Here is a 19,481-nt window from a genome sequence, read left to right as displayed (position 1 = left end):
AGTCGTGCAAATGAAAATGAAGAAGATATGTCCGAAAATGGTGATGCACCGCTGATCGACCTGAATGATGCGACCGTCAAAAAGCTGCTCGCAAAGGCGAAGCGCCGGGGTTTCCTGACCTATGACGAACTAAACGCTGCGCTGCCGCAGGACCAAATGTCTTCGGAACAGATTGAAGATGTCATGTCCGCAATCAACGACATGGGTGTCCAGATCGTTGAAAATGAAGAAGCCGGCGAAGACAGCGAGGACGATCAGGAGGAAGAAGTCGAGACCATCGACAATATTTCCGAAAACGACCCGCGCTCGCTGACCAACACGACCAAGAAGACCGGCACCGGCGAACGCACCGATGACCCTGTACGCATGTATCTGCGCGAAATGGGCGCCGTCGAACTGCTCAGCCGTGAAGGCGAAATCGCGATTGCCAAGCGCATCGAATCCGGCCGCGACACCATGATCCTTGGCCTGTGCGAAAGCCCGATCACGTTCCACGCCATCATCGACTGGTCCAACGCGCTGAACGACGGCAATATGCAGTTGCGCGAAATCCTTGATCTGGACGCCATGTTGTCCAAGGAACCAGCGCCCGAAAGCCTGACCGAAGATGGTGAGGAAGAAGGCGATGGCGAAATCAGCGAAAAAACCGCCGGGCCATCCTATAAAGAAGAAGAAGAAGTCGAAGACGAGCCCGAAGCGGCCGACGACGACGATGATGACATGACCGAACGGCGCGCGCGCCCTGTCGAGGAAGAAGAAGAGGACAACACCCTCAGCCTCGCGCAGATGGAAGAAGCGCTAAAGCCTGCGGCGTTGGAACGCTTTGCCAAGATCACATCGCTGTTCAAGAAATTCTCCAACATCCAGCTCGACCGTATGCGCGCGCTGAATGCCGGCGAGGATTTCTCCACGGCTTCGGAAAATAAATATCACAAATTGCGCGAAGAATTGACCGCCGAAGTTGAATCGGTGCAGTTCCACGCCAACAAGATCGAATATCTGGTCGATCAGCTTTATTCGTTCAACCGCCGCCTGACCGCGCTTGGCGGCCAGATGTTGCGCTTGGCAGAACGGCATAAGGTACCGCGCAAGGCGTTTCTTGACAGTTATATGGGCCATGAGCTGGACGAAAACTGGCTTTCCGATGTCGCCAATATCGACAAGAAATGGACCGCCTTTGCCACCAACGAAGCCGATGGCGTAGAACGTATCCGTGCCGAAATCGCCGATATTGCGGCAAATACAGGCATGAGCCTGAACGAATTCCGCCGCATCGTGAACATGGTGCAAAAAGGCGAGCGCGAAGCCCGGATTGCCAAGAAGGAAATGGTCGAAGCCAATTTGCGCCTCGTGATTTCCATCGCCAAAAAATATACCAACCGTGGACTTCAGTTCCTTGATCTCATTCAGGAAGGCAATATCGGCCTGATGAAGGCGGTCGATAAGTTCGAATATCGCCGCGGCTACAAGTTCAGCACTTATGCCACCTGGTGGATCCGGCAGGCCATTACACGCTCGATCGCCGATCAGGCGCGGACCATCCGTATTCCGGTGCATATGATCGAAACGATCAACAAGCTGGTCCGGACAAGCCGCCAGTTCCTGCACGAACAGGGCCGCGAACCAACACCGGAGGAAATGGCCGAGCGTCTTTCCATGCCGCTCGAAAAAGTTCGCAAGGTGATGAAAATCGCCAAGGAGCCGATCAGCCTTGAAACCCCGATCGGGGATGAGGAAGACAGCCATCTGGGTGACTTCATCGAGGACAAGAATGCGATCATTCCTGTGGATGCCGCTATTCAGGCGAACCTCAAGGAAACGGTGACTCGCGTCCTTGCGTCACTCACCCCGCGTGAAGAACGCGTTTTGCGTATGCGCTTTGGTATCGGCATGAACACCGACCACACGTTGGAAGAAGTAGGCCAGCAGTTCAGCGTGACCCGCGAACGTATCCGTCAGATCGAGGCAAAGGCGCTGCGCAAGTTGAAACACCCGAGCCGTAGCCGCAAGATGCGGTCGTTCCTCGACCAATAAAAATCGGCCTTAGGCGGCTGGCGTCCGGCCAATCGCTTCGGCGATCGGGTCTTTCAGCATCAATGCGCCCGGCACGCTCAGATGATGGCTGTCGAAATACAGCGGTGCGCCATGCGCGAATGTCAGACAGCGTGACGTTGGGCACAAAACCTGCGCGGGGTAAACACGGGTCAACTGCCGGTGATGTCCCAGATCGCCCAATATCTGGGTCGCCCGCCATTGCCGTTCCACATACAGATTTTTGGGAACGGTGAAATCCGCCGGATTCTTCCCTCTCGTGCTCATCAAAGCCAGGGTGTGCGGAATGTTATAGCCTGTTTCCGGGATAGGGTAGACAAGCACCACATGCTTGCCATTGGCCATTAAAACCTGAACGAGATTGCGAATGCTGTCCCTGAAATGGTGACGGGCAGCATCGCTAAACAACGGATAAGGCTCTCCATCAGGGCCGATCAGCTTTGGCACGCCATTGTTGGTTTCTGCCTCACCCGTTGAAACAAACCGTCCCTCCAGATATAGCGACCAGCGAGCCGCCAATATGACCGTGCGGATTTCGTCATTTTTCAACACATAATCCAGCCGTTTGCGATTGCCCTCAACGCATTGAGCACTGGTTCCTGCTCCCAACAGTGGGGGGCATTGGGGTGATGCGCCATAGACTATCCCTGTACCACTGTCTTTTGCGACCTGATCCAGCGCCCCGAACAAGGCGCCTGCGTGCGAATCCCCCCACAGAAAAACCGAAGCATTTTTAGGATTCCCAATGGTGCAACGCGAATTGACCGCGAGTTGCAGTTCCACCTTTTCACAAATATCTGATTCCGGGTTCATCGATTTTTCGTAAGACGCCAGCTTCACGGTCCGGTCCTGAAACCGGTCTGGCAAACCACCGTTGAAATATATGGCGGCTGATACGCAGGTTATCAGGACAATCGACGCCCCACCCAACGCGAATACAGACCTTTGCGGGGTTTCGTCATAGGGCCGACGAAACGGCATTTCGATAAAGCGCCAAGATAGAAAACCAAGGCCGATAGCTACGCCAGCAAGGCCGACATTCTGCAAAAAGGACAATTTTCCAATTATCATATAGTTGACAAACACGAACAGCGGCCAATGCCACAGATATACCGAATAGGAAATTTTGCCCACAAACCGCATCGCCGACACCGACAATATCCGGCCCGAAATTGTGTCTTTACCCGACCAGATCAACAGGGCGGTTCCCAAACAAGGGACCAGCGCCGCCGCGCCGGGGAAAACCGTCATGTCGTCGAAAATGACGAACGTGCCGACGATTATGCCAAGGCCGGCCAATCCCGCGACAGTCGCTGTCAAAGGTCGCTCGGGTTGTTTGAATACACCGACCGCTAATAACGCGCCAACGAGAAATTCCCACATGCGAAACGGCATCAGGTAAAATGCAGTGGACGGATCCGTGTTGGTCATCCAAACGCACGCGGCAAAGGATATCGTAGCCAAAGCTAGCAATATACTCTTTAAATGCAGCGCCCATTTCCGCAGGACCAGCATCAGGATCATCGGGTAGACAATATAGACCTGCTCCTCAACGGCGAGCGACCAGGTGTGCAGAAGCACCCGAACCTTGGCATCACCTTCAAAATATCCGGTCTGCGTCCAATAAGCGATGTTCGACACAAACGCCGCTGCGCCAAAGGCGTTACGGGACATGTAAGTGAAGTCCTGCGGCAACAGAATGACCGCCCCTGCGATCAACGCGATCGCCAGCATCGCAAACAGCGCCGGGAATAGGCGCCTTATACGCCGTTCATAAAAGCGCAGCAGCGAGAAATTATCTTCCCGGATCTCGCCGACGATAAGCCGGGAGATCAGGTAGCCCGAGATCACAAAGAATATATCAACGCCTGCATAGCCACCCGGAACAAAGCCGAGGTCGGCATGAAAAAACAGAACTGCAAGCACGGCAATAGCCCGCAACCCGTCAATATCGGGGCGATATCCAAGCGCAACGCCTGATTTTATGCCTAAATCGTTCATTGAACTATTTTCCAAACCTTGCACCCAGCGCACACACTAACGCGCAGTACACATTAGCTACTTGGCAAAGATTGTCATTTAGGCATTGGTATTACCCAGAAATAGCTATAATTTATGACGTTTTTGCGAAAATCGGTATCAATCCTGGACGCGCCGAAGAGCCTGAAAAGCTGAGTTAGGCCGAACCAATATGGCGGAAAAAAATAAAAAATTAGGGCGACGACCCAACAGGATCGCCGCCCTTTAATTTTGGTGTAACCTGATTAGAACTTAAATGTTGTATTCATAAAGAACTGCCGCCCTGTGTAGTCATACCCAGAATAAAGCGGTGCGTTACCCGTCACATTTTGGAAGTCGGAAGCTGAAATCCGAGGCGGTTGTGTATCAAACAAATTTCGAACACCAAATGTTGCTTCGAAGCGATCTGAAACAGTAAATTGTACAGACATTGAGTGTAAAAAATAATCGGGTACTTCAAGAACTAAGGTATCCCGAAGGTCTTGTTCCAAATCGGCATCAACAAGACCTGTTTCAGAGCTGGTCGCTTCGAATGCAAATGTCCCCGAGCTGCCATCAACCCACTCGATACCATAGCGCAGCAATACTGGCCCCTTACGATAAGTAGCGTCAAATGATCCGACCCAGTCAGGGACAGTAAGCGTCCCGTTTGCATCGATCAAGAACTCGTCTTCAAACAAGCGAGAAGATTGCTCTGTGTATTTTGTGATATTTGCATTCAGAGTAAATCGTCCATCCAAAAGATCAGTGGACATACGTCCGGTAAATTCAAAACCTTTCACGATGTCCGTAGAGAGATTTATGAAGCCGCTTGTCACTGTAAGAACATTGTTAGCATCCCGCTCAACGAAGCGGCAAAAACCGGCATCTGGATCAAAATCTACCGCTGTAAAACAACGATCCAAAATGGTGGCTCCACCCAAGCTCGACACCCCATTGTCAACCTTGATATCAAAATAATCCAACGCAAAGTTAAGCGAAAGTGAATCCGAAATACGAGGCGTCACCACGGCACCGAGCGACCAGTTTTTTGACGTTTCGGCTTCGAGACCTGTTTCGGCTCCACCCCGGTTGATTGCGGTTATGCTGCTATTTTGCTGAAACGTCGTAACATCAAGCCCGACAGCGGCACAATTTGTCGCACGGACCCTATCATCGGCGCTAAATTCTGCAGCGTTTTCCGGAAATCCATCGGCATCACATGGATCATTGTCCGAACCCAAAAAGCCGGATGTCTCACCTAAAAACTGCTCAGATAGTGCGGGAGCCCGATATGAAGTTCCGAAACTGCCTCGCAATCCTACTCCCTTTACAAACTCCCATTCGCCAGAGAGTTTGAAAGTTATATCACTGCGGTAGGATGCGTAGTCTGTTAGCCGGACGGAACCACTGATATTGGCGTTTTCGAAAAATGGACGGTCTGCCAATATTGGCAGAAACAACTCGCCAAATACTTCCTTAACATTGTCGCTGCCTCTGGTCGGAACCGAGGCCGTTAGTCCTAGCAGGTTTCCGCGAATAGCATTATCGTCAGGCGTGTCATCGATGCTTTGTTTTCTAAACTCAGCGCCTACGGCAAGTTGGGCATCTCCACCTGGTAAAGTAAATAGTGGGCCATCGAGACCAATTGAAAAGGTGGTTTCTCTAAAGGTGGTTTTACCAACAGTGTTGACCAAAATATAATCGCGAAATGCCTGCGGCAAGCGTCCACCGATAGTGTCCGCATTGAGTTCGGGCGCAGCAACACAATTGGCAATTGCTGCCTGTGCTGCGCAGCTAAATGAACCGTCCGCATTCCTCACAACGTCCAAGGACGTAGCAACCCGATCAATCAAAAATGATTCAATTTCAGCAGTGCCATCAGTCCAGGACTTACCTGCGTAAGCATCATAGCGCCAACCAGGAAGAAAGAAGTCCCCGCGCAATCCGGCACCCGCGCGCACATAATCCACCACTTGTTTGGAATCGGTTGTACCAAAACCGATAAATGCACGCGCAGCCACATTACGTCCGCTCGACGTCTCGTTTGGGCCCAAAAAACGTCCGTTCCGAAATATTTCCGGAACTAACAAACTGCCTTGCAGATAATCGAGCGCGAGTTGCCTAAACAATGTCGAAGACGACTTGCGCCGCGTTGCCAAAACCTCGCCATACAGCTCTGCATTTCCCAACATTTCCAGATCATAAGAACCGGATATAAAGCCCGTAAATGTCTCAACCGGTGTCACCAGCTCTTCATCCTGCATGGCTGGGTCAAATGTATCACGAGAAAAGAAGTCGACTCCAAGGAAGCCCGGAGTAGCGCCGCCCGCTCCCGCAGATGGGATAAACCGAGCGAAACGCCCGGGCAATCCCGTGGTTCGGCTCAAAGCTTCGCGTGTCGGGAGCCCGAGTGTGTTGATTGTTGTTCCGCCATTATCAAGGGTAAAGCAAGGCGTACCGTCAAAACCGTTACTGTCTCCCGAGCCAAATTCAGTACCCTCCCCTGTCAATGCACCACCCACAGGGCAATCTGTAAAGTCCACATCGCGAAGCCGGATAACGTTGCGTTTACGATATTCAACAGATCCTATGAGATCCAGACGGTCCGTACCAAATCCAAAACTTGCAGATACGCGACGATCCAGTCCTGCACCTATTTCCGGGATGTTAACTTGTGCGTCCAGCGTCAAACCCCGCAATTTGGTGTCGGTCAATATATTGATAACACCGGCAACGGCGTCCGATCCATAGATGGACGACGCGCCAGCTTTCAAAATCTCGACACGTTCGACGATTGCAGTAGGTAGAACATTTAGATCAGCGGCAACCAATGAACCGCGTGTTCCAGCAGGGGCAAGCCTGCGACCATTAAGAAGCACAAGCGTTCTTGCTGGTCCAAGCCCACGCAAACCAAGAGTGTTAGCGCCAGTTCCGCCATCGGTAACAAATCCGCCGAAAAAGTTGTTAATCTGCCCCGCACCACCGGTCACGCCCAAGCTTTGCAAAGCATCAGTCGCACTATTGAACCCTGATTGCGTGATTTCATCTGCTGTAATGATGGTGATCGGCTCGATCGAGCTAAACTCATCCCGCCGAATACGGGAGCCTGTAACCAATATGACGCTGCTATCGTCTTCAACGAGTTCCGAATTTTCCGGTGCCGATGCTTCGGCCGCCGCCGTCTCTTGTGCATATACAGGATTTGCGGCGAATATCGCGGCGCTGACTATCGAACTTGCAAATAGCAATTGCGACTTTTTCATATTTTATGCTCCCTAACTACCCTGAGAAAATATATCTAAAGATATAGCTAGGCGGGCTTGAAAGAGATGCACAAGGGGCAATCGATAGTCAGATTACAATTTTCTTACACTGTGCTTTCATAGCAACACTATTATTATTACAATTCGCGTAGAGAAAAAACTTCCCCATATGTAAACATGTCATTTAGGACTTTTTGCTACTCCTCCTCAATCAAGCGCTGTGAAAAGGCCGTTTGATCGTCATGCGGAGTGGGCAATGGACAATCTGGCGCGGCCGGACATAGTTGGGGACTTTGGATCGTTGTTTACCGACGCCATTTTGACCGACGGCAGCGTGTCCATTGTGCAGCCACTTGCCGATTTTATCAGCGAAGGCTCCTCCCGCCCGGATTTGCGGTCTCCGTTCAAATATGCACGCGGCGCTCTGGTGGCGGATATCGCTCATTTCATAAACGTTTCGCACGGGCGGCACCCCGGTATTGTCGATCACGCCGCGCACAAAATTGCCGACGACGCGGCGCGCAAATGGCTGATCAAGGCGATTGACGGTTTTGCCATCGAGCGCAGTTTCATGAACGCATTGACGGTCGCCGCCGGGCCTGAACGCCGTCATCAGGGGGAAAATAAAGTTGCCGCCCTGATTGCAGGCCAAGCGCGCAATTTCGAAATGCTTGCCTCGTCCGAACGAAAGGGTTGCCCGGCAGGCGCCGCCCTGGCTTTTGTGATAGACTGGCATCGCAGCCGCCCCGTGTTGGAAGCAGTGGCGTTGCACGTCGGCATGGATGTGCCCCCCGTCGCCCTACCCGGCATTAACGAGTGCACCGACGTAGCCGAAAACCTCGGCGCAACCGACAATTACCGCCGCGCCATGCGCTTTGGCGCGGAACAGATTTTGGCACAGCAGCGCGGGCTATGGCGCCTGATTGCCGCACGCCATATCGAGGCATTGGCCGTCTAGATTGGTGATTTGTAAATAAAAAGGTCGCCGCACGACTGAATCGTTGACGTCACAAATGTTGATGATATCACATCAGCTTAGTGACATTCTAACGGGGCAATTGTATGAAAAAAATTGTGATTTTCGCAGCGATCGGCATTTCTCTTTCGGGCTGTGCGTCGCGATATACCGCGACCCCTTACCTTGCACCGGCGCAGCCCATTCAGGCAGTCTACCTTGTTCAGGATATCGCACCATCTGAAGCGAGCGCATTTGAAGTTGCGTCCGTGGGTTCCAATTTCGGACTCATAGGCGCACTGATTGATGCAGGTGTTCAGGATAGCCGTAAAGACAGGGTCAACGAAGCGTTGTCCAGCGTCAAATTTGATGCGGAAATGGAAATGCAATCGCTGCTTAGCGAAGCATTGCAGGGTAAAAACATCCAGGTAACAATGCTGTCAGGCGAAGATCGTAAAAAGCGTGAGCTTCTCGTAAAATATCCAAAAAGTGAAAATGGGCAGGCGACCCTTGATGTCGTCGTTCTGAACTATGGATATATTTCGGCAGGCAGCGGGCAGCCTTGGCGGCCAACGGTAATGGCAGATGTTCAAATGATCGATGCCGCTGGCAAACAGACTTTGTTGAAAAACAGGATTGCCTATAATGTCGTCAATCCGCAACAAGGTATCATCACGCTCTACCCTGATCCACAATATATATTCAGCGGCCGCGAAGAAATGATAAACAATCCTGAAAAATTGGCCGAAGGATTGCGTGTCGCATTAAAAGCCGTTGCGGCAGAATCTGTAAAACTTATCCAGTGAGATTATTGATGAATAAGGTTATTTTTTCGGCCATTGGCTGTGCCCTATTGGCTGGCTGTGCGTCCGGCGCGCGTTTTTCTTCACCGGTGACCAAATTTGCCGGCGTCAGTTGCCTTGCACAACCAGATTTAGCTTCGGCAACAAGTTTGGATTTCAAGAAAAAGAAGAAGTTTAATGAACTGTCAGTTCCCGTAGTCGAGACATCAAAATGCCTTTCTACTGCAAGTGGCAATACACCGTTCCAATTGTTTGCGCTCCCGGGTGTCATCGAGAATCGGGTATTTGAAATTGGCAGTGCAGTTGAACCATTACGCGTATTTTCCCCTGATATTGCGACACTGGATGTAAGCGGCAATGTTGTAAGGCGGTTTTCAAAGGATCAGTTTGCCTTTCGCGGCGGCGTCTATTCGGTGCAATTGCGGGCATTGGAAAATGAGAAATATATTCTTGTTACGACCGCCCCGGAAGCCGTCGGTAAATTTTTTGATAGCATTCAGACTTCGACGAGCACTACGACAGTCTACACAGGCTTTGGCGCCTCCAACTGGACAAGCGGTGTAGACCAGAATTACACGCGCGCATTTTCCTACGAAGGCACGATTATCGCGAGAGTTATCGATACGACACCATCCGAAAAGTAAGTCAGAGTCAGGCATAGGGCGCAGTTGATACTTGCATATATATCCTGCGCCACTTAACGAATTAACCGTTCGATTAAGTGATGGGATCTGATGATGCGTTTTGAAGGCACTGACAAATATGTGGCGACCGATGACCTTAAAGTTGCGGTCAATGCGGCGACAAAGCTGCGCCGTCCGTTGCTGGTCAAGGGTGAACCAGGCACTGGCAAAACCGTGCTGGCCCAGGAAATCGCAACCGCCCTTGGTGCGCCGCTGATCGAATGGAACATCAAATCCACCACCAAGGCGCATCAGGGCCTGTATGAATATGACGCCGTGGCTCGCCTTCGCGACAGCCAATTGGGTGATGAACGCGTGCACGACATCCGCAATTACATCAAGAAAGGCAAATTGTGGGAGGCATTCACCAGCCCGCAACTGCCCGTGCTGCTGATCGATGAGATCGACAAGGCCGACATCGAATTCCCGAACGATATGTTGCAGGAACTCGACCGGATGGAGTTCTTCGTTTACGAAACGCAAGAGACGATCAAAGCGGCCGAACGGCCCATCGTCATCATCACCTCGAACAATGAAAAAGAATTGCCCGACGCATTTCTGCGCCGCTGTTTCTTCCACTATATCAAATTCCCGGACCGCGAGACGATGCAGTCCATCATCGACGTCCACTTCCCCGACATCCAGAAAATCCTGGTCTCGAAGGCGATGGATATCTTCTATGAGGTCCGCGATGTGCCGGGCCTGAAGAAAAAGCCGTCGACGTCGGAACTGCTCGATTGGCTCAAGCTGCTTCTGCACGAAGACATGCCGCTCGACGTGCTTCAATCACGCGACCCGACCAAGGCGATTCCGCCGCTGCACGGTGCGCTGCTGAAGAACGAGCAGGACGTGATGCTGTTCGAACGCCTCGCCTTCATGGCGCGACGTCAGGGTGGCTAAATCGTATACGCGATTTCAAGATCGCCCCAGCGTTGGCCATTGATGCGAAGCGGCACATAGACATTGCGGACCACATTATAGGTTTTCCCGTCACCTTCATGCCGGTACACCGCCATGATAAAGTCCTTCTCGCTCGCTTTGGCCGTGATATCGCAGCCTTCGAACAGGACGCGGCCGTTACGGCAATATTTGGTGTCATGTGCCAAATCGCCGATGGGGGGACGTGAAAACTCCCTGAGATGAACGGGCAGAAAGCCTTTGTTGCTGCTGCAGACGACCGACATGATCGCGGACGGATCGGTGGCTTTCACCGATTCCAGCAAGGGTTGCCAATTGCGTTCGGCCCAATCGGTTAGACGCGTGCGGAAACGCGGCGGGTTGCTGCCGCTGATCGGCTGCAGATCTGTATCGAACAAGGCGCTCATTTCCAACGCACCTTCGGCAACCGCTGCTTCGGTCAATGCCTCGACCCGACGCGCTTGCTCCTTTGCGAGTTCCACAAATTTCAAGTCGTCCAGCGATAGCCCGCTGTGAACGATATGGTCGAACATTCCGTTCGCGAGATTTTCCAGCTCGACCAACTGATGATGGGCTTTGCCGACCGCACCGAACATCGCTCCGTTGGCCTCGGCAACCGCATCGCGGACCTGTTGGGACTCGATGAGGCTCTGGTGCACATCGGCCGTGTTTGTCGCGATATCACGGCTACGGTCGCCCATTTGGCCAATGATGTCGCTGACATTGTGGATCAATTCTTCAAGGCTGGAAAACTGGCGCTGCGCTTCGCCGCTTGTCGAAATGCCATCCTGAATTTGACCGACAAATTTGGCGGCTTCGTTGGACAGCGAATTGACCGTCCCGGTTATTTCAACGGCAGCAGCGCGCGAATCAAGTGCCAGCTTTTTCACTTCAGCGGCGACGACTGAAAATGTTTGCCCGGCGTCGCCGGCCTTTTCCGCTTCAATCGCAGCATTCAGCGCGAGCATATTTGTCGTCCGCGCAATCGTATCGATGGACTGGGATACGCGCTTTACTTGCTCCATCGCCGCTGCAAATCCGGTAATATGAGTGCCAAGATTCCCGATCAGTTCAACCAGTGCGGAAAAGCTGGCGAGCGACATTTTCACGGTGTCGTTCCCGCCCATCAGCCGACTAACCGCGGCTTCGGACATGGCGCTGGCTTCGGATGTCGCTTGTGTGACGGCAGCGAAATCGGAATCAAGGCGCAAGGTAAGTTCGGTCAGTTTCGAATGCCGCGATTTCAACCAGTCCGCCGACTGCAACGCTTCTTCAAGAACGCCCGCCGCTTCGGCACATCCGACAGTCACATCACCGCAAATCTTGGCGGTTTCCTTTACCCATTGGTTTTCAGGAATCTCGATTCTGTCCATTTTCATTACAAGCGGCCTTTTTACTGGTTCGCGTGACGTTACATACTTATGGTTATCGCTTGGTTAACCCTGTTGGGGTCAGGCGCTAGGTTGACGGACACCGCCCAAGTCGGCACAAGCTTTCCAAGCATTTTTTCGAGGGCAGAGCCGGTGTTTTTTTCATTCATGGACGAGTTGCGAACCGCGGGCATTTCCGCTTCGCTCAAGGAACATCTTGCGCTGCTAGAGGCGCTGGAAGCCGATGTCATCGCCCAGAATCCGGAGGAGTTCTATTACCTCGCCCGCACCACGCTGGTGAAGGACGAAGCGTTGCTCGACCGGTTCGACCAGGTCTTCGGCAAAGTTTTCAAAGGCATCTTCACCGAATATGGCCAGAATCCCATCGATGTGCCGTCCGACTGGCTGAAGGCGATTGCCGAAAAATATCTGTCACCCGAAGAAATGGCCAAAATCGAAAAGATGGGTAGCTGGGACGAGCTGATGGATACGCTGAAAAAGCGGCTCGAAGAGCAGGAAAAGCGGCATCAGGGCGGAAATAAATGGGTCGGTACCGGCGGGACATCGCCCTATGGCAATTCCGGTTACAATCCCGAAGGCGTGCGGATTGGTGGCGAATCCAAGCACAAACGCGCCGTCAAAGTTTGGGAAAAGCGGGAGTTTCAAAATCTCGACCACACACGAGAACTGGGCACCCGCAATATCAAAATCGCCATGCGCCGCTTGCGCCGCTTCGCCCGCGACGGCGCAGCCGAGGAGCTGGATATCAATGGCACCATCGACGGTACCGCGCGCAAGGGATGGCTCGATATCCAGATGCGGCCGGAACGCAGAAACGCCATCAAGGTGCTGTTGTTGCTCGATGTCGGTGGGTCGATGGATCCGTTCATAAAATTATGCGAAGAATTATTCAGTGCGGCGACGAGCGAGTTCAAAAATCTCGAATTTTTCTACTTTCACAACTGCCCCTATGAAGGGCTGTGGAAAGACAATAAGCGCCGGTTTGCCGAGCGCACCCCGACATGGGATATTCTTCACAAATTCCCCCACGACTATAAAGTGGTCATCGTTGGCGATGCATCGATGAGCCCCTATGAAATCACACATCCGGGCGGTTCAGTCGAACATTTCAACGAGGAATCGGGCGCGGTCTGGCTACACCGGATCAGCAACACCTATCCCGCCACCGTTTGGTTGAACCCAGTGCCCGAAAAACAGTGGGGCTATTCGCAGTCGACCAAGATCATCAAGGAAGTCATAAACGACCGAATGTATCCGCTGACGCTGGAGGGGTTGGATGATGCCATGCGGGAGTTGAGCCGAAAGCATGGGCATTGAGCGGGGTTTGCTGCTAATTGCTTTTTTTCGCTGCTTTTATTTTTCGCTAAAAGGAAGAAGGCGGCAGTTTAATTCTTATAAATCATTGTGTTGATTAAAGTTCAGGATTGTGCGAATCCGTGCATGCGACGTTTTACACGAGATTTGTTTTGTTAAAGAAATCGCAAGAGGATCACTTAGCTGCAGTCATTGATGCGGGCTATCATCTGCACAAGGAAATCGGACCGGGATTGCTTGAGTCCGTTTATGAAACTGTTTTGGCGGCGCGATTGGAACGCCAAGGATTGAAAGTTGTCCGGCAAATGCCTGCTCATATTAGAATTGATGATATGGATTTCGCCAACGCTTATCGGGTGGATCTCTTCGTTAATGATTGGCTCGTCGTGGAACTGAAGGCTTTGGAGAAACTGTCGGGCATCCACATTCGCCAAACGCAAACATATGTAAAACTTCTTAATCAGCCCATGGGACTTGTAATAAATTTCGGCTCTGCATTATATCGGCATGGGGTACGGCGAGTTTACAGCAGCAGATAATGCAATTGCCGACGCCTTCTTCCTTTTCGCCTTCTTCCTTCTAGCGAAAAAAATCCCACCTCAATAAATCAAATACCCCCGACGATCCTCAACCCAAGCCCCCTCATCAGGCCCGCAAACCGCATCCAAATCGTCCGCAGTAGAACCTTCAAAATCGACCCATTCCCGCAAACCGGTCCCGCCATTGATCACATCAATCGCCAATTTCCCGATTTCATATTCATAGGGAAAATCCCGCCAAAGGTCGTAATCCGGGTACAACCGCCGGATCGCCTTGAACGCCAGCGCCTGTATGCGCCATGGGCGAAAGGCCTGATGGTCATAAGACTTCCCTTCGGCATGAATATGGACGCCGTGGCAGAGGCTGTGGACATGTTTGTGGAAAGTCGGTTCAAACCATATTTCGCGCAACGTGCAGCCTGTGAGCCATTGGGGGGCAAAACGGCGCATTTCGGCGATGACCGCGCGGGCGTCGATGTCGGGTGCGCCGAAAATTTCCAAGGGCCGTGTGGTGCCGCGTCCTTCCGACAAAGTCGTGCCCTCCAGCATCACGGTCCCTGCATAAGCGCGCGCCATGTTGACATTGGGCGCATTGGGGCTCGGGTTGATCCAGAGCCTGTCGGATGGCCAGCCAAAGCCGGGGGCAGCATCGGGGTGATAGCCCTCCATTGCCACAACATGATAATCGACATCAATTTTATAATGATCGATAAACCATCGGCCCAGTTCGCCCAAGGTCAGGCCGTGGCGCATCGGGATTGGCCCTGCACCGACGAAACTTTCCCATCCGGGCAAAAGCGTAAGGCCTTCAACGGGCCGTCCTGCCGGATTGGGTCGGTCGAGAACCCAGACCGATTTGCCATGCTCGGCGGCAGCCTCCAGCATATAAAGCAGCGTCGTAATGAACGTATAAATGCGGCAGCCCAGATCCTGCATGTCGATCAATATGACATCGAATGTGCCCATCGATTGTCCGGTGGGGCGGCGTACTTCGCCGTAAAGACTGAACACCGGCACGCCGTGGACAGGGTCGGTGAAATCGGGCGATTCCATCATATTGTCCTGCTTGTCGCCGCGCAGGCCATGCTGCGGGCCGAATGCCGCCGTGATGTTTATGTCTTCGAGCGCGGCAAGCGCATCAAAACTGTGCGTTAGGTCCGATGTCACGGATGCAGGATGAGCGAGAAGAGCGACGCGTTTACCCTTGAGCGGGGCACGCAATTGAGGCTCGGTGAGCAGGCGATCTATTCCAAATTTCATGCCGCGCTTGGTGCCTCCAGATAAAGCGCAAAGCAATCCCTATGATGAAAATCTGGCTTTCCTTCTGGATGCGCCAAAGCCCAATAGGAATTGATGCCGCCCGTTTCGGCTATCACGGCCGACAGCCCTACCCACAACGGTTCTTCGCGCCACTCGTCGGGTAATGGCAACTCTGCTTCCAATGCAAAGTGCGTTTCGCTTGCATCGCCATAAATTTGCGGACGATAGGTCATCAATTCGGTCATGCCCGAACGATATCCTTTAAATTGATAGGCCGCCCATTGGCTGGATGGCGAGAAATTATATTCGAGATAGGCATCCCCGGCTTCGCGCCGGACGAACAGTTCGAAGCACGTGGATCTCCACAAATCATCGGTACGCATCGGGGCCAACATATCCGGAATTTCCAGCGCATTCAGATCACATTCGACATGATAGCGCAGCCATAATGCGCCACTGTTTTCCCGTGTGACAGCCACAGAGATGGTATCAGCCATGAAGGGCGGCGTGGTGGGATGGCAGGTCAGCGTAATTTCCTCTATTGAAATATTGGCCAATCTCGAAACTCCATGCTAGGCGCTGCCGCGTTATGACTGCTTACAAATCCGACCTTCTCCGCCTGCTTGATGAGCGTGGCTACATTCATCAGGCGACCGATGCCGCGGGGCTTGATGCCTTGGCGACGAAAGAAGTTGTCCCGGGCTATATCGGCTTCGATCCCACTGCGCCATCGCTTCATGTCGGCAGTCTTGTGCAGATCATGTTGCTGCGCCGTCTGCAACAGGCAGGGCACAAGCCGATCGTCTTGATGGGCGGTGGCACTGGCAAGATTGGCGACCCCAGCTTCAAGGATGAAGCGCGCAAATTGCTGACCAACGAGGTCATTCAGGAAAACTGCGCTTCGATTAAGCGGATTTTCGAACGTTTCCTGACCTTTGGGGACGGACCGACCGATGCGGTCATGCTGGACAACAGCGAATGGCTCGATGCCCTCGAATATATCCCCTTCCTGCGCGAAGTCGGACAACATTTTTCGATCAACCGGATGCTCAGCTTTGATTCGGTCAAACTGCGCCTCGACCGCGAACAATCGCTCTCCTTCCTTGAATTCAACTATATGATTTTGCAGGCCTATGACTTCATGGAATTGTCACGCCGTGCCGCGTGCCGCCTGCAAATGGGCGGGTCCGATCAATGGGGTAATATCGTCAACGGCATTGAACTTGCCCGCCGCATGGACGGCACCGAAGTATATGGCGTCACAACCCCGCTGATCACCACAGCAGACGGTGGCAAGATGGGCAAGACGATGTCGGGCGCTGTCTGGCTGCATGAGGACCAGTTACCTGCCTATGATTATTGGCAGTTCTGGCGCAACACGGATGACCGCGATGTGGGCCGTTTTTTGCGGTTGTTTACCGATGTGCCGCTCGACGAAATCGCACGACTTGAGGCATTGCAGGGCGCGGAAATTAACGCGGCGAAGATTGCACTGGCCAATGCGGCGACCGAAATGTGCCGAGGTTCGGAGGCGGCAATGCTCGCCGAAGAGACAGCGCGCAAGACTTTTGAAGACGGCGCTATGGGCGGAAATCTTCCGGTATTTGAGGCCGAGGGCGCTATTTCGATACTCGATGCGTTGATCGGATTGAACTTTGTCACCTCAAAAAAAGAGGCGCGGCGGTTGATTGAAGGTGGCGGCGCGCGCATAAATGGCGAAGCGGTTTTGGACGATAATATAATGATTCCATCCGGTCCGGATGAAATCAAATTATCGGCTGGAAAGAAAAAGCACGGAATTTTGCGCTTTTCCTAAGGTTTCTCGGTAAACACCGTTAAAGGATTATTTTACCATTTATTTGTAAATTACCACCATAACCAAGCCATTGAAGGCACAGATAAGGTCGTAATTTATGGCGCAACCCGCACCGAATACCGAAATGGATTTACGCCGCGCAGCACGCCATCGGGCGAACCACAAGGTTATTGCGGAAAGCAAGGTACATGGCGACCAGACGATCCATATCGTCAACGTGTCTGCGCATGGCTTCATGATTGATGACAACACGGTGTTCGAACGTGGTGATCGTGTGGAATTACGCTTGCCAGTCGTCGGCAGGTTAGAGGCCTTGGTCATATGGACCGTCGAGAACCGCGCCGGTTTCCAGTTTGAACGAGTCGTGCGCTTACCGGATTTCCTTGCGCTATTGGACCATGTCGCGCCCAAATTGCGGTAATCAACCTCCCCTGAGCGTCGCGATCCCGGCGTCCCGTTCAAACAGATAGAGACACAGCCGCGCGGCTTCGCCTCTTGGTCCTGCAAGCCCGCCGTCGCGGTCCAGCAACAGCCGCGCATCATCCGCCGCAACACTGATCATCGCGCGCACCTGTTCGGGGGTCGCAACACGGAACGGACTGTCGCCCGACTGCCGCGTCCCCAATAGCTCACCTGCCCCGCGCAGTTTCAAATCCTCCTCGGCAATACGAAAGCCGTCATTGGTCTCCCGCATCAGCGCCAGCCGCGCCCGCGCCGTTTCGCCAATCTGGGCGCTGCGGATCAGCAGGCAGACGGACTTCTCCGCCCCGCGCCCCACCCGCCCGCGCAACTGGTGCAGCTGGGCAAGGCCGAAGCGGTCGGCGGCTTCGACGATCATCAGGCTCGCATTGGGCACATCGACCCCGACCTCGATCACCGTGGTCGCCACCAGCAACCGGGTTTCGCCGCGGATGAAGCGTTCCATGACCGCATCCTTTTCCGGCCCCTTCATCCGCCCATGCACGACCGCCACCTGCTCGCCAAAGCGCAGCCGCAGCATTTCGGCGCGCTGTTCGGCGGCGGCAAGGTCGCTATTCTCGCTTTCCTCGACCAGCGGACAGACCCAGAAAGCCTGCTTCCCCGCCGAAAGATGGCGGGCAACGCCGTCGACAATCTCGGGTAACCGTTCCTGCGAAATCACCCGTGTCTCCACCGGCGTGCGCCCCGGTGGCAGTTCGTCAATCTGCGAGGAATCCATCTCGCCATAGGCCGCAAGCGCAAGGCTGCGCGGGATAGGCGTCGCGGTCATCACCAGCAGATGCGGCACACCCCTGCCCTTGCGCGACAGCATCAGCCGCTGTGACACGCCAAAGCGGTGCTGTTCGTCAATCACCGCGAGCGCGAGCGCCTTATATGTCACCGCCTCCTGAAATATCGCATGTGTGCCGACGAGAATATGGATGCTGCCATCGGCCAGCCCCATTAACGTGGCTTCACGCAACTTCCCCTTTTCGCGGCCGGTCAGGATGGCGATATTGATGGGCAATCCCGCCAGCAATTTCTGCAAGCCCGCAAAATGCTGCCGCGCCAATATTTCGGTCGGGGCAAGCATCGCGCCCTGCATCCCGGCCTCAACCGCGCGGAGCAGCGCACGCAGCGCGACCATTGTTTTGCCCGCGCCCACATCGCCCTGCAACAGCCGCAGCATCGGTCGCGATTGGGCAATGTCGCCCTCAATCTCCGCAATCACCCGCTGCTGCGCGCCGGTCAGCGCAAAGGGCAGTTGCAGCCTGTCCACCAACGCCCCCGTGCCCGCAATCGGCACCGCCTTGCGTTGGTCCATCGCCGCGCGCACCAACCGCATGGTGAGCTGGTTGGAAAACAGTTCATCATAGGCCAGCCGGTCCCGGTTGGCCTCATCATCCTTATGGTGGACCTGATTCACCGCCGCGTTCCACCCCGCCCAATTGCGCGCCGTCAGCAAGCTGGGCTCGATCCATTCGGGCAGGTCCGGCAAATGTTCGAGCGCCGCCGTCGCCAGCTGCCCCATCCGCTTGTTGGTCAATCCTTCCGACAGCGAATAGACCGGTTCGGCGAGGCCGGGGGCGCCAGCCTCCCCCACGGCAACGATATGGTCGGGGTGCACCATCTGCAATTCATCGCCATAACGGTCGAGCTTGCCGGAAATGATCCGCGCTTCTCCCACCGGCAACTGCTTGCGCGCCCAGCCTCCATTGCGGCCGAAGAAGGTCAACGTGATGTAATTGCCCTCCGCATCGGCGGCATAGATCCGCAAAGGTGCCCGCGCGCTGCCGCTGCTGCGGTGGTCCATCACGACCAAATGCACGATGATGTTGGAACCCACATCCGCAACATCCAACCGCTGGACAGCCTTGCGGTAGGTCCAGCTTGCGGGAAAATGGTACAGCACATCCTTGATCCGCACCAAACCGAGCTTCTCAAGCGGTTTGGCCAGCCCTGGTCCAACGCCTTTCATCGCGCGCACTTCTGCAAATAACGGATTGAGAATATCTGGACGCATGGCT

The 19,481-nt window shown here is 53.7% G+C and carries 16 protein-coding genes; 10 read left to right on the top strand and 6 right to left on the bottom strand.

All coding sequences use genetic code 11. From position 1 onward, the window contains the following. Positions 1-27: 27 nt before the first annotated feature. A complete protein-coding gene (rpoD, locus tag ACKVOS_RS03195; protein ID WP_409210591.1) occupies positions 28-2,034 on the top strand; it encodes an RNA polymerase sigma factor RpoD in 2,007 nt (668 codons plus the stop codon). A 9-nt stretch (positions 2,035-2,043) separates the two neighbouring features. Here the strand turns inward: rpoD and ACKVOS_RS03190 are convergent, their stop codons facing one another. Then, positions 2,044-4,053, bottom strand: a complete 2,010-nt coding sequence (locus ACKVOS_RS03190; protein ID WP_409210571.1) for an acyltransferase family protein — start codon at positions 4,051-4,053, stop codon at positions 2,044-2,046. 263 nt (positions 4,054-4,316) lie between these two features. Continuing rightward, the gene (locus ACKVOS_RS03185; protein ID WP_409210570.1) at positions 4,317-7,169 is read right to left on the bottom strand and encodes a TonB-dependent receptor domain-containing protein; all 2,853 of its coding nucleotides are present in this window, start codon (positions 7,167-7,169) and stop codon (positions 4,317-4,319) included. A 1-nt stretch (position 7,170) separates the two neighbouring features. Between ACKVOS_RS03185 and ACKVOS_RS03180 the strand changes: the two genes are divergently transcribed. The 5 genes from ACKVOS_RS03180 to ACKVOS_RS03160 all read left to right on the top strand — a co-directional run bounded on the left by ACKVOS_RS03180 (position 7,171) and on the right by ACKVOS_RS03160 (position 10,657). Continuing rightward, positions 7,171-7,332: a hypothetical protein gene (locus ACKVOS_RS03180; protein WP_409210569.1), complete on the top strand. Its 162-nt coding sequence runs from the start codon at positions 7,171-7,173 to the stop codon at positions 7,330-7,332. A 204-nt stretch (positions 7,333-7,536) separates the two neighbouring features. Next, positions 7,537-8,274, top strand: coding sequence for a DUF6975 family protein (locus ACKVOS_RS03175; protein WP_409210568.1), 738 nt, complete (start codon positions 7,537-7,539; stop codon positions 8,272-8,274). 104 nt (positions 8,275-8,378) lie between these two features. Further along, positions 8,379-9,077, top strand: coding sequence for a hypothetical protein (locus ACKVOS_RS03170; RefSeq protein ID WP_409210567.1), 699 nt, complete (start codon positions 8,379-8,381; stop codon positions 9,075-9,077). A gap of 8 nt (positions 9,078-9,085) precedes the next feature. Continuing rightward, entirely contained in the window at positions 9,086-9,718 is a 633-nt protein-coding gene (locus ACKVOS_RS03165; protein WP_409210566.1) for a hypothetical protein, read from the top strand. Positions 9,719-9,811: 93 nt separating this feature from the next. Further along, positions 9,812-10,657 carry an AAA family ATPase gene (locus ACKVOS_RS03160; RefSeq protein WP_409210590.1) on the top strand — a complete coding sequence of 282 codons (846 nt, stop codon included), beginning with the start codon at positions 9,812-9,814 and terminating at the stop codon, positions 10,655-10,657. Here the strand turns inward: ACKVOS_RS03160 and ACKVOS_RS03155 are convergent. Continuing rightward, positions 10,654-12,054, bottom strand: coding sequence for a methyl-accepting chemotaxis protein (locus tag ACKVOS_RS03155; protein ID WP_409210565.1), 1,401 nt, complete (start codon positions 12,052-12,054; stop codon positions 10,654-10,656). The genes ACKVOS_RS03160 and ACKVOS_RS03155 overlap by 4 nt on opposite strands. Positions 12,055-12,198: 144 nt before the next feature. Here ACKVOS_RS03155 and ACKVOS_RS03150 point away from each other — a divergent pair, with 144 nt between their 5' ends. Both ACKVOS_RS03150 and ACKVOS_RS03145 read left to right on the top strand, forming a co-directional pair. Beyond that, positions 12,199-13,383: a vWA domain-containing protein gene (locus ACKVOS_RS03150; RefSeq protein WP_409210564.1), complete on the top strand. Its 1,185-nt coding sequence runs from the start codon at positions 12,199-12,201 to the stop codon at positions 13,381-13,383. Positions 13,384-13,532: 149 nt separating this feature from the next. Continuing rightward, positions 13,533-13,919 carry a GxxExxY protein gene (locus ACKVOS_RS03145; RefSeq protein WP_409210563.1) on the top strand — a complete coding sequence of 129 codons (387 nt, stop codon included), beginning with the start codon at positions 13,533-13,535 and terminating at the stop codon, positions 13,917-13,919. A 60-nt stretch (positions 13,920-13,979) separates the two neighbouring features. On the opposite strand, the gene ACKVOS_RS03140 is transcribed toward ACKVOS_RS03145, so the two are convergent. Both ACKVOS_RS03140 and ACKVOS_RS03135 read right to left on the bottom strand, forming a co-directional pair. Beyond that, positions 13,980-15,179, bottom strand: a complete 1,200-nt coding sequence (locus tag ACKVOS_RS03140; RefSeq protein ID WP_409210562.1) for an exo-beta-N-acetylmuramidase NamZ domain-containing protein — start codon at positions 15,177-15,179, stop codon at positions 13,980-13,982. Next, on the bottom strand, positions 15,176-15,736 hold the full coding sequence (locus tag ACKVOS_RS03135) for a DOMON-like domain-containing protein (protein ID WP_409210561.1): 561 nt from the start codon (positions 15,734-15,736) through the stop codon (positions 15,176-15,178). The genes ACKVOS_RS03140 and ACKVOS_RS03135 overlap by 4 nt, the downstream gene beginning before the upstream one ends. A gap of 32 nt (positions 15,737-15,768) precedes the next feature. Between ACKVOS_RS03135 and tyrS the strand changes: the two genes are divergently transcribed. Beyond that, positions 15,769-16,995 carry a tyrosine--tRNA ligase gene (gene tyrS / locus ACKVOS_RS03130; protein WP_409210560.1) on the top strand — a complete coding sequence of 409 codons (1,227 nt, stop codon included), beginning with the start codon at positions 15,769-15,771 and terminating at the stop codon, positions 16,993-16,995. 97 nt (positions 16,996-17,092) lie between these two features. Continuing rightward, positions 17,093-17,416 (top strand): PilZ domain-containing protein, encoded by a 324-nt coding sequence (locus ACKVOS_RS03125; protein ID WP_409210559.1) that lies wholly within the window; start codon positions 17,093-17,095, stop codon positions 17,414-17,416. On the opposite strand, the gene recG is transcribed toward ACKVOS_RS03125, so the two are convergent. Then, positions 17,417-19,477 (bottom strand): ATP-dependent DNA helicase RecG, encoded by a 2,061-nt coding sequence (recG, locus tag ACKVOS_RS03120; protein ID WP_409210558.1) that lies wholly within the window; start codon positions 19,475-19,477, stop codon positions 17,417-17,419. Positions 19,478-19,481 lie beyond the last annotated feature (4 nt).

Source organism: Sphingorhabdus sp. (assembly GCF_046154385.1).
Lineage (GTDB): Bacteria > Pseudomonadota > Alphaproteobacteria > Sphingomonadales > Sphingomonadaceae > Sphingorhabdus_B.
This window is presented reverse-complemented; position numbering and strand designations above follow the sequence as displayed.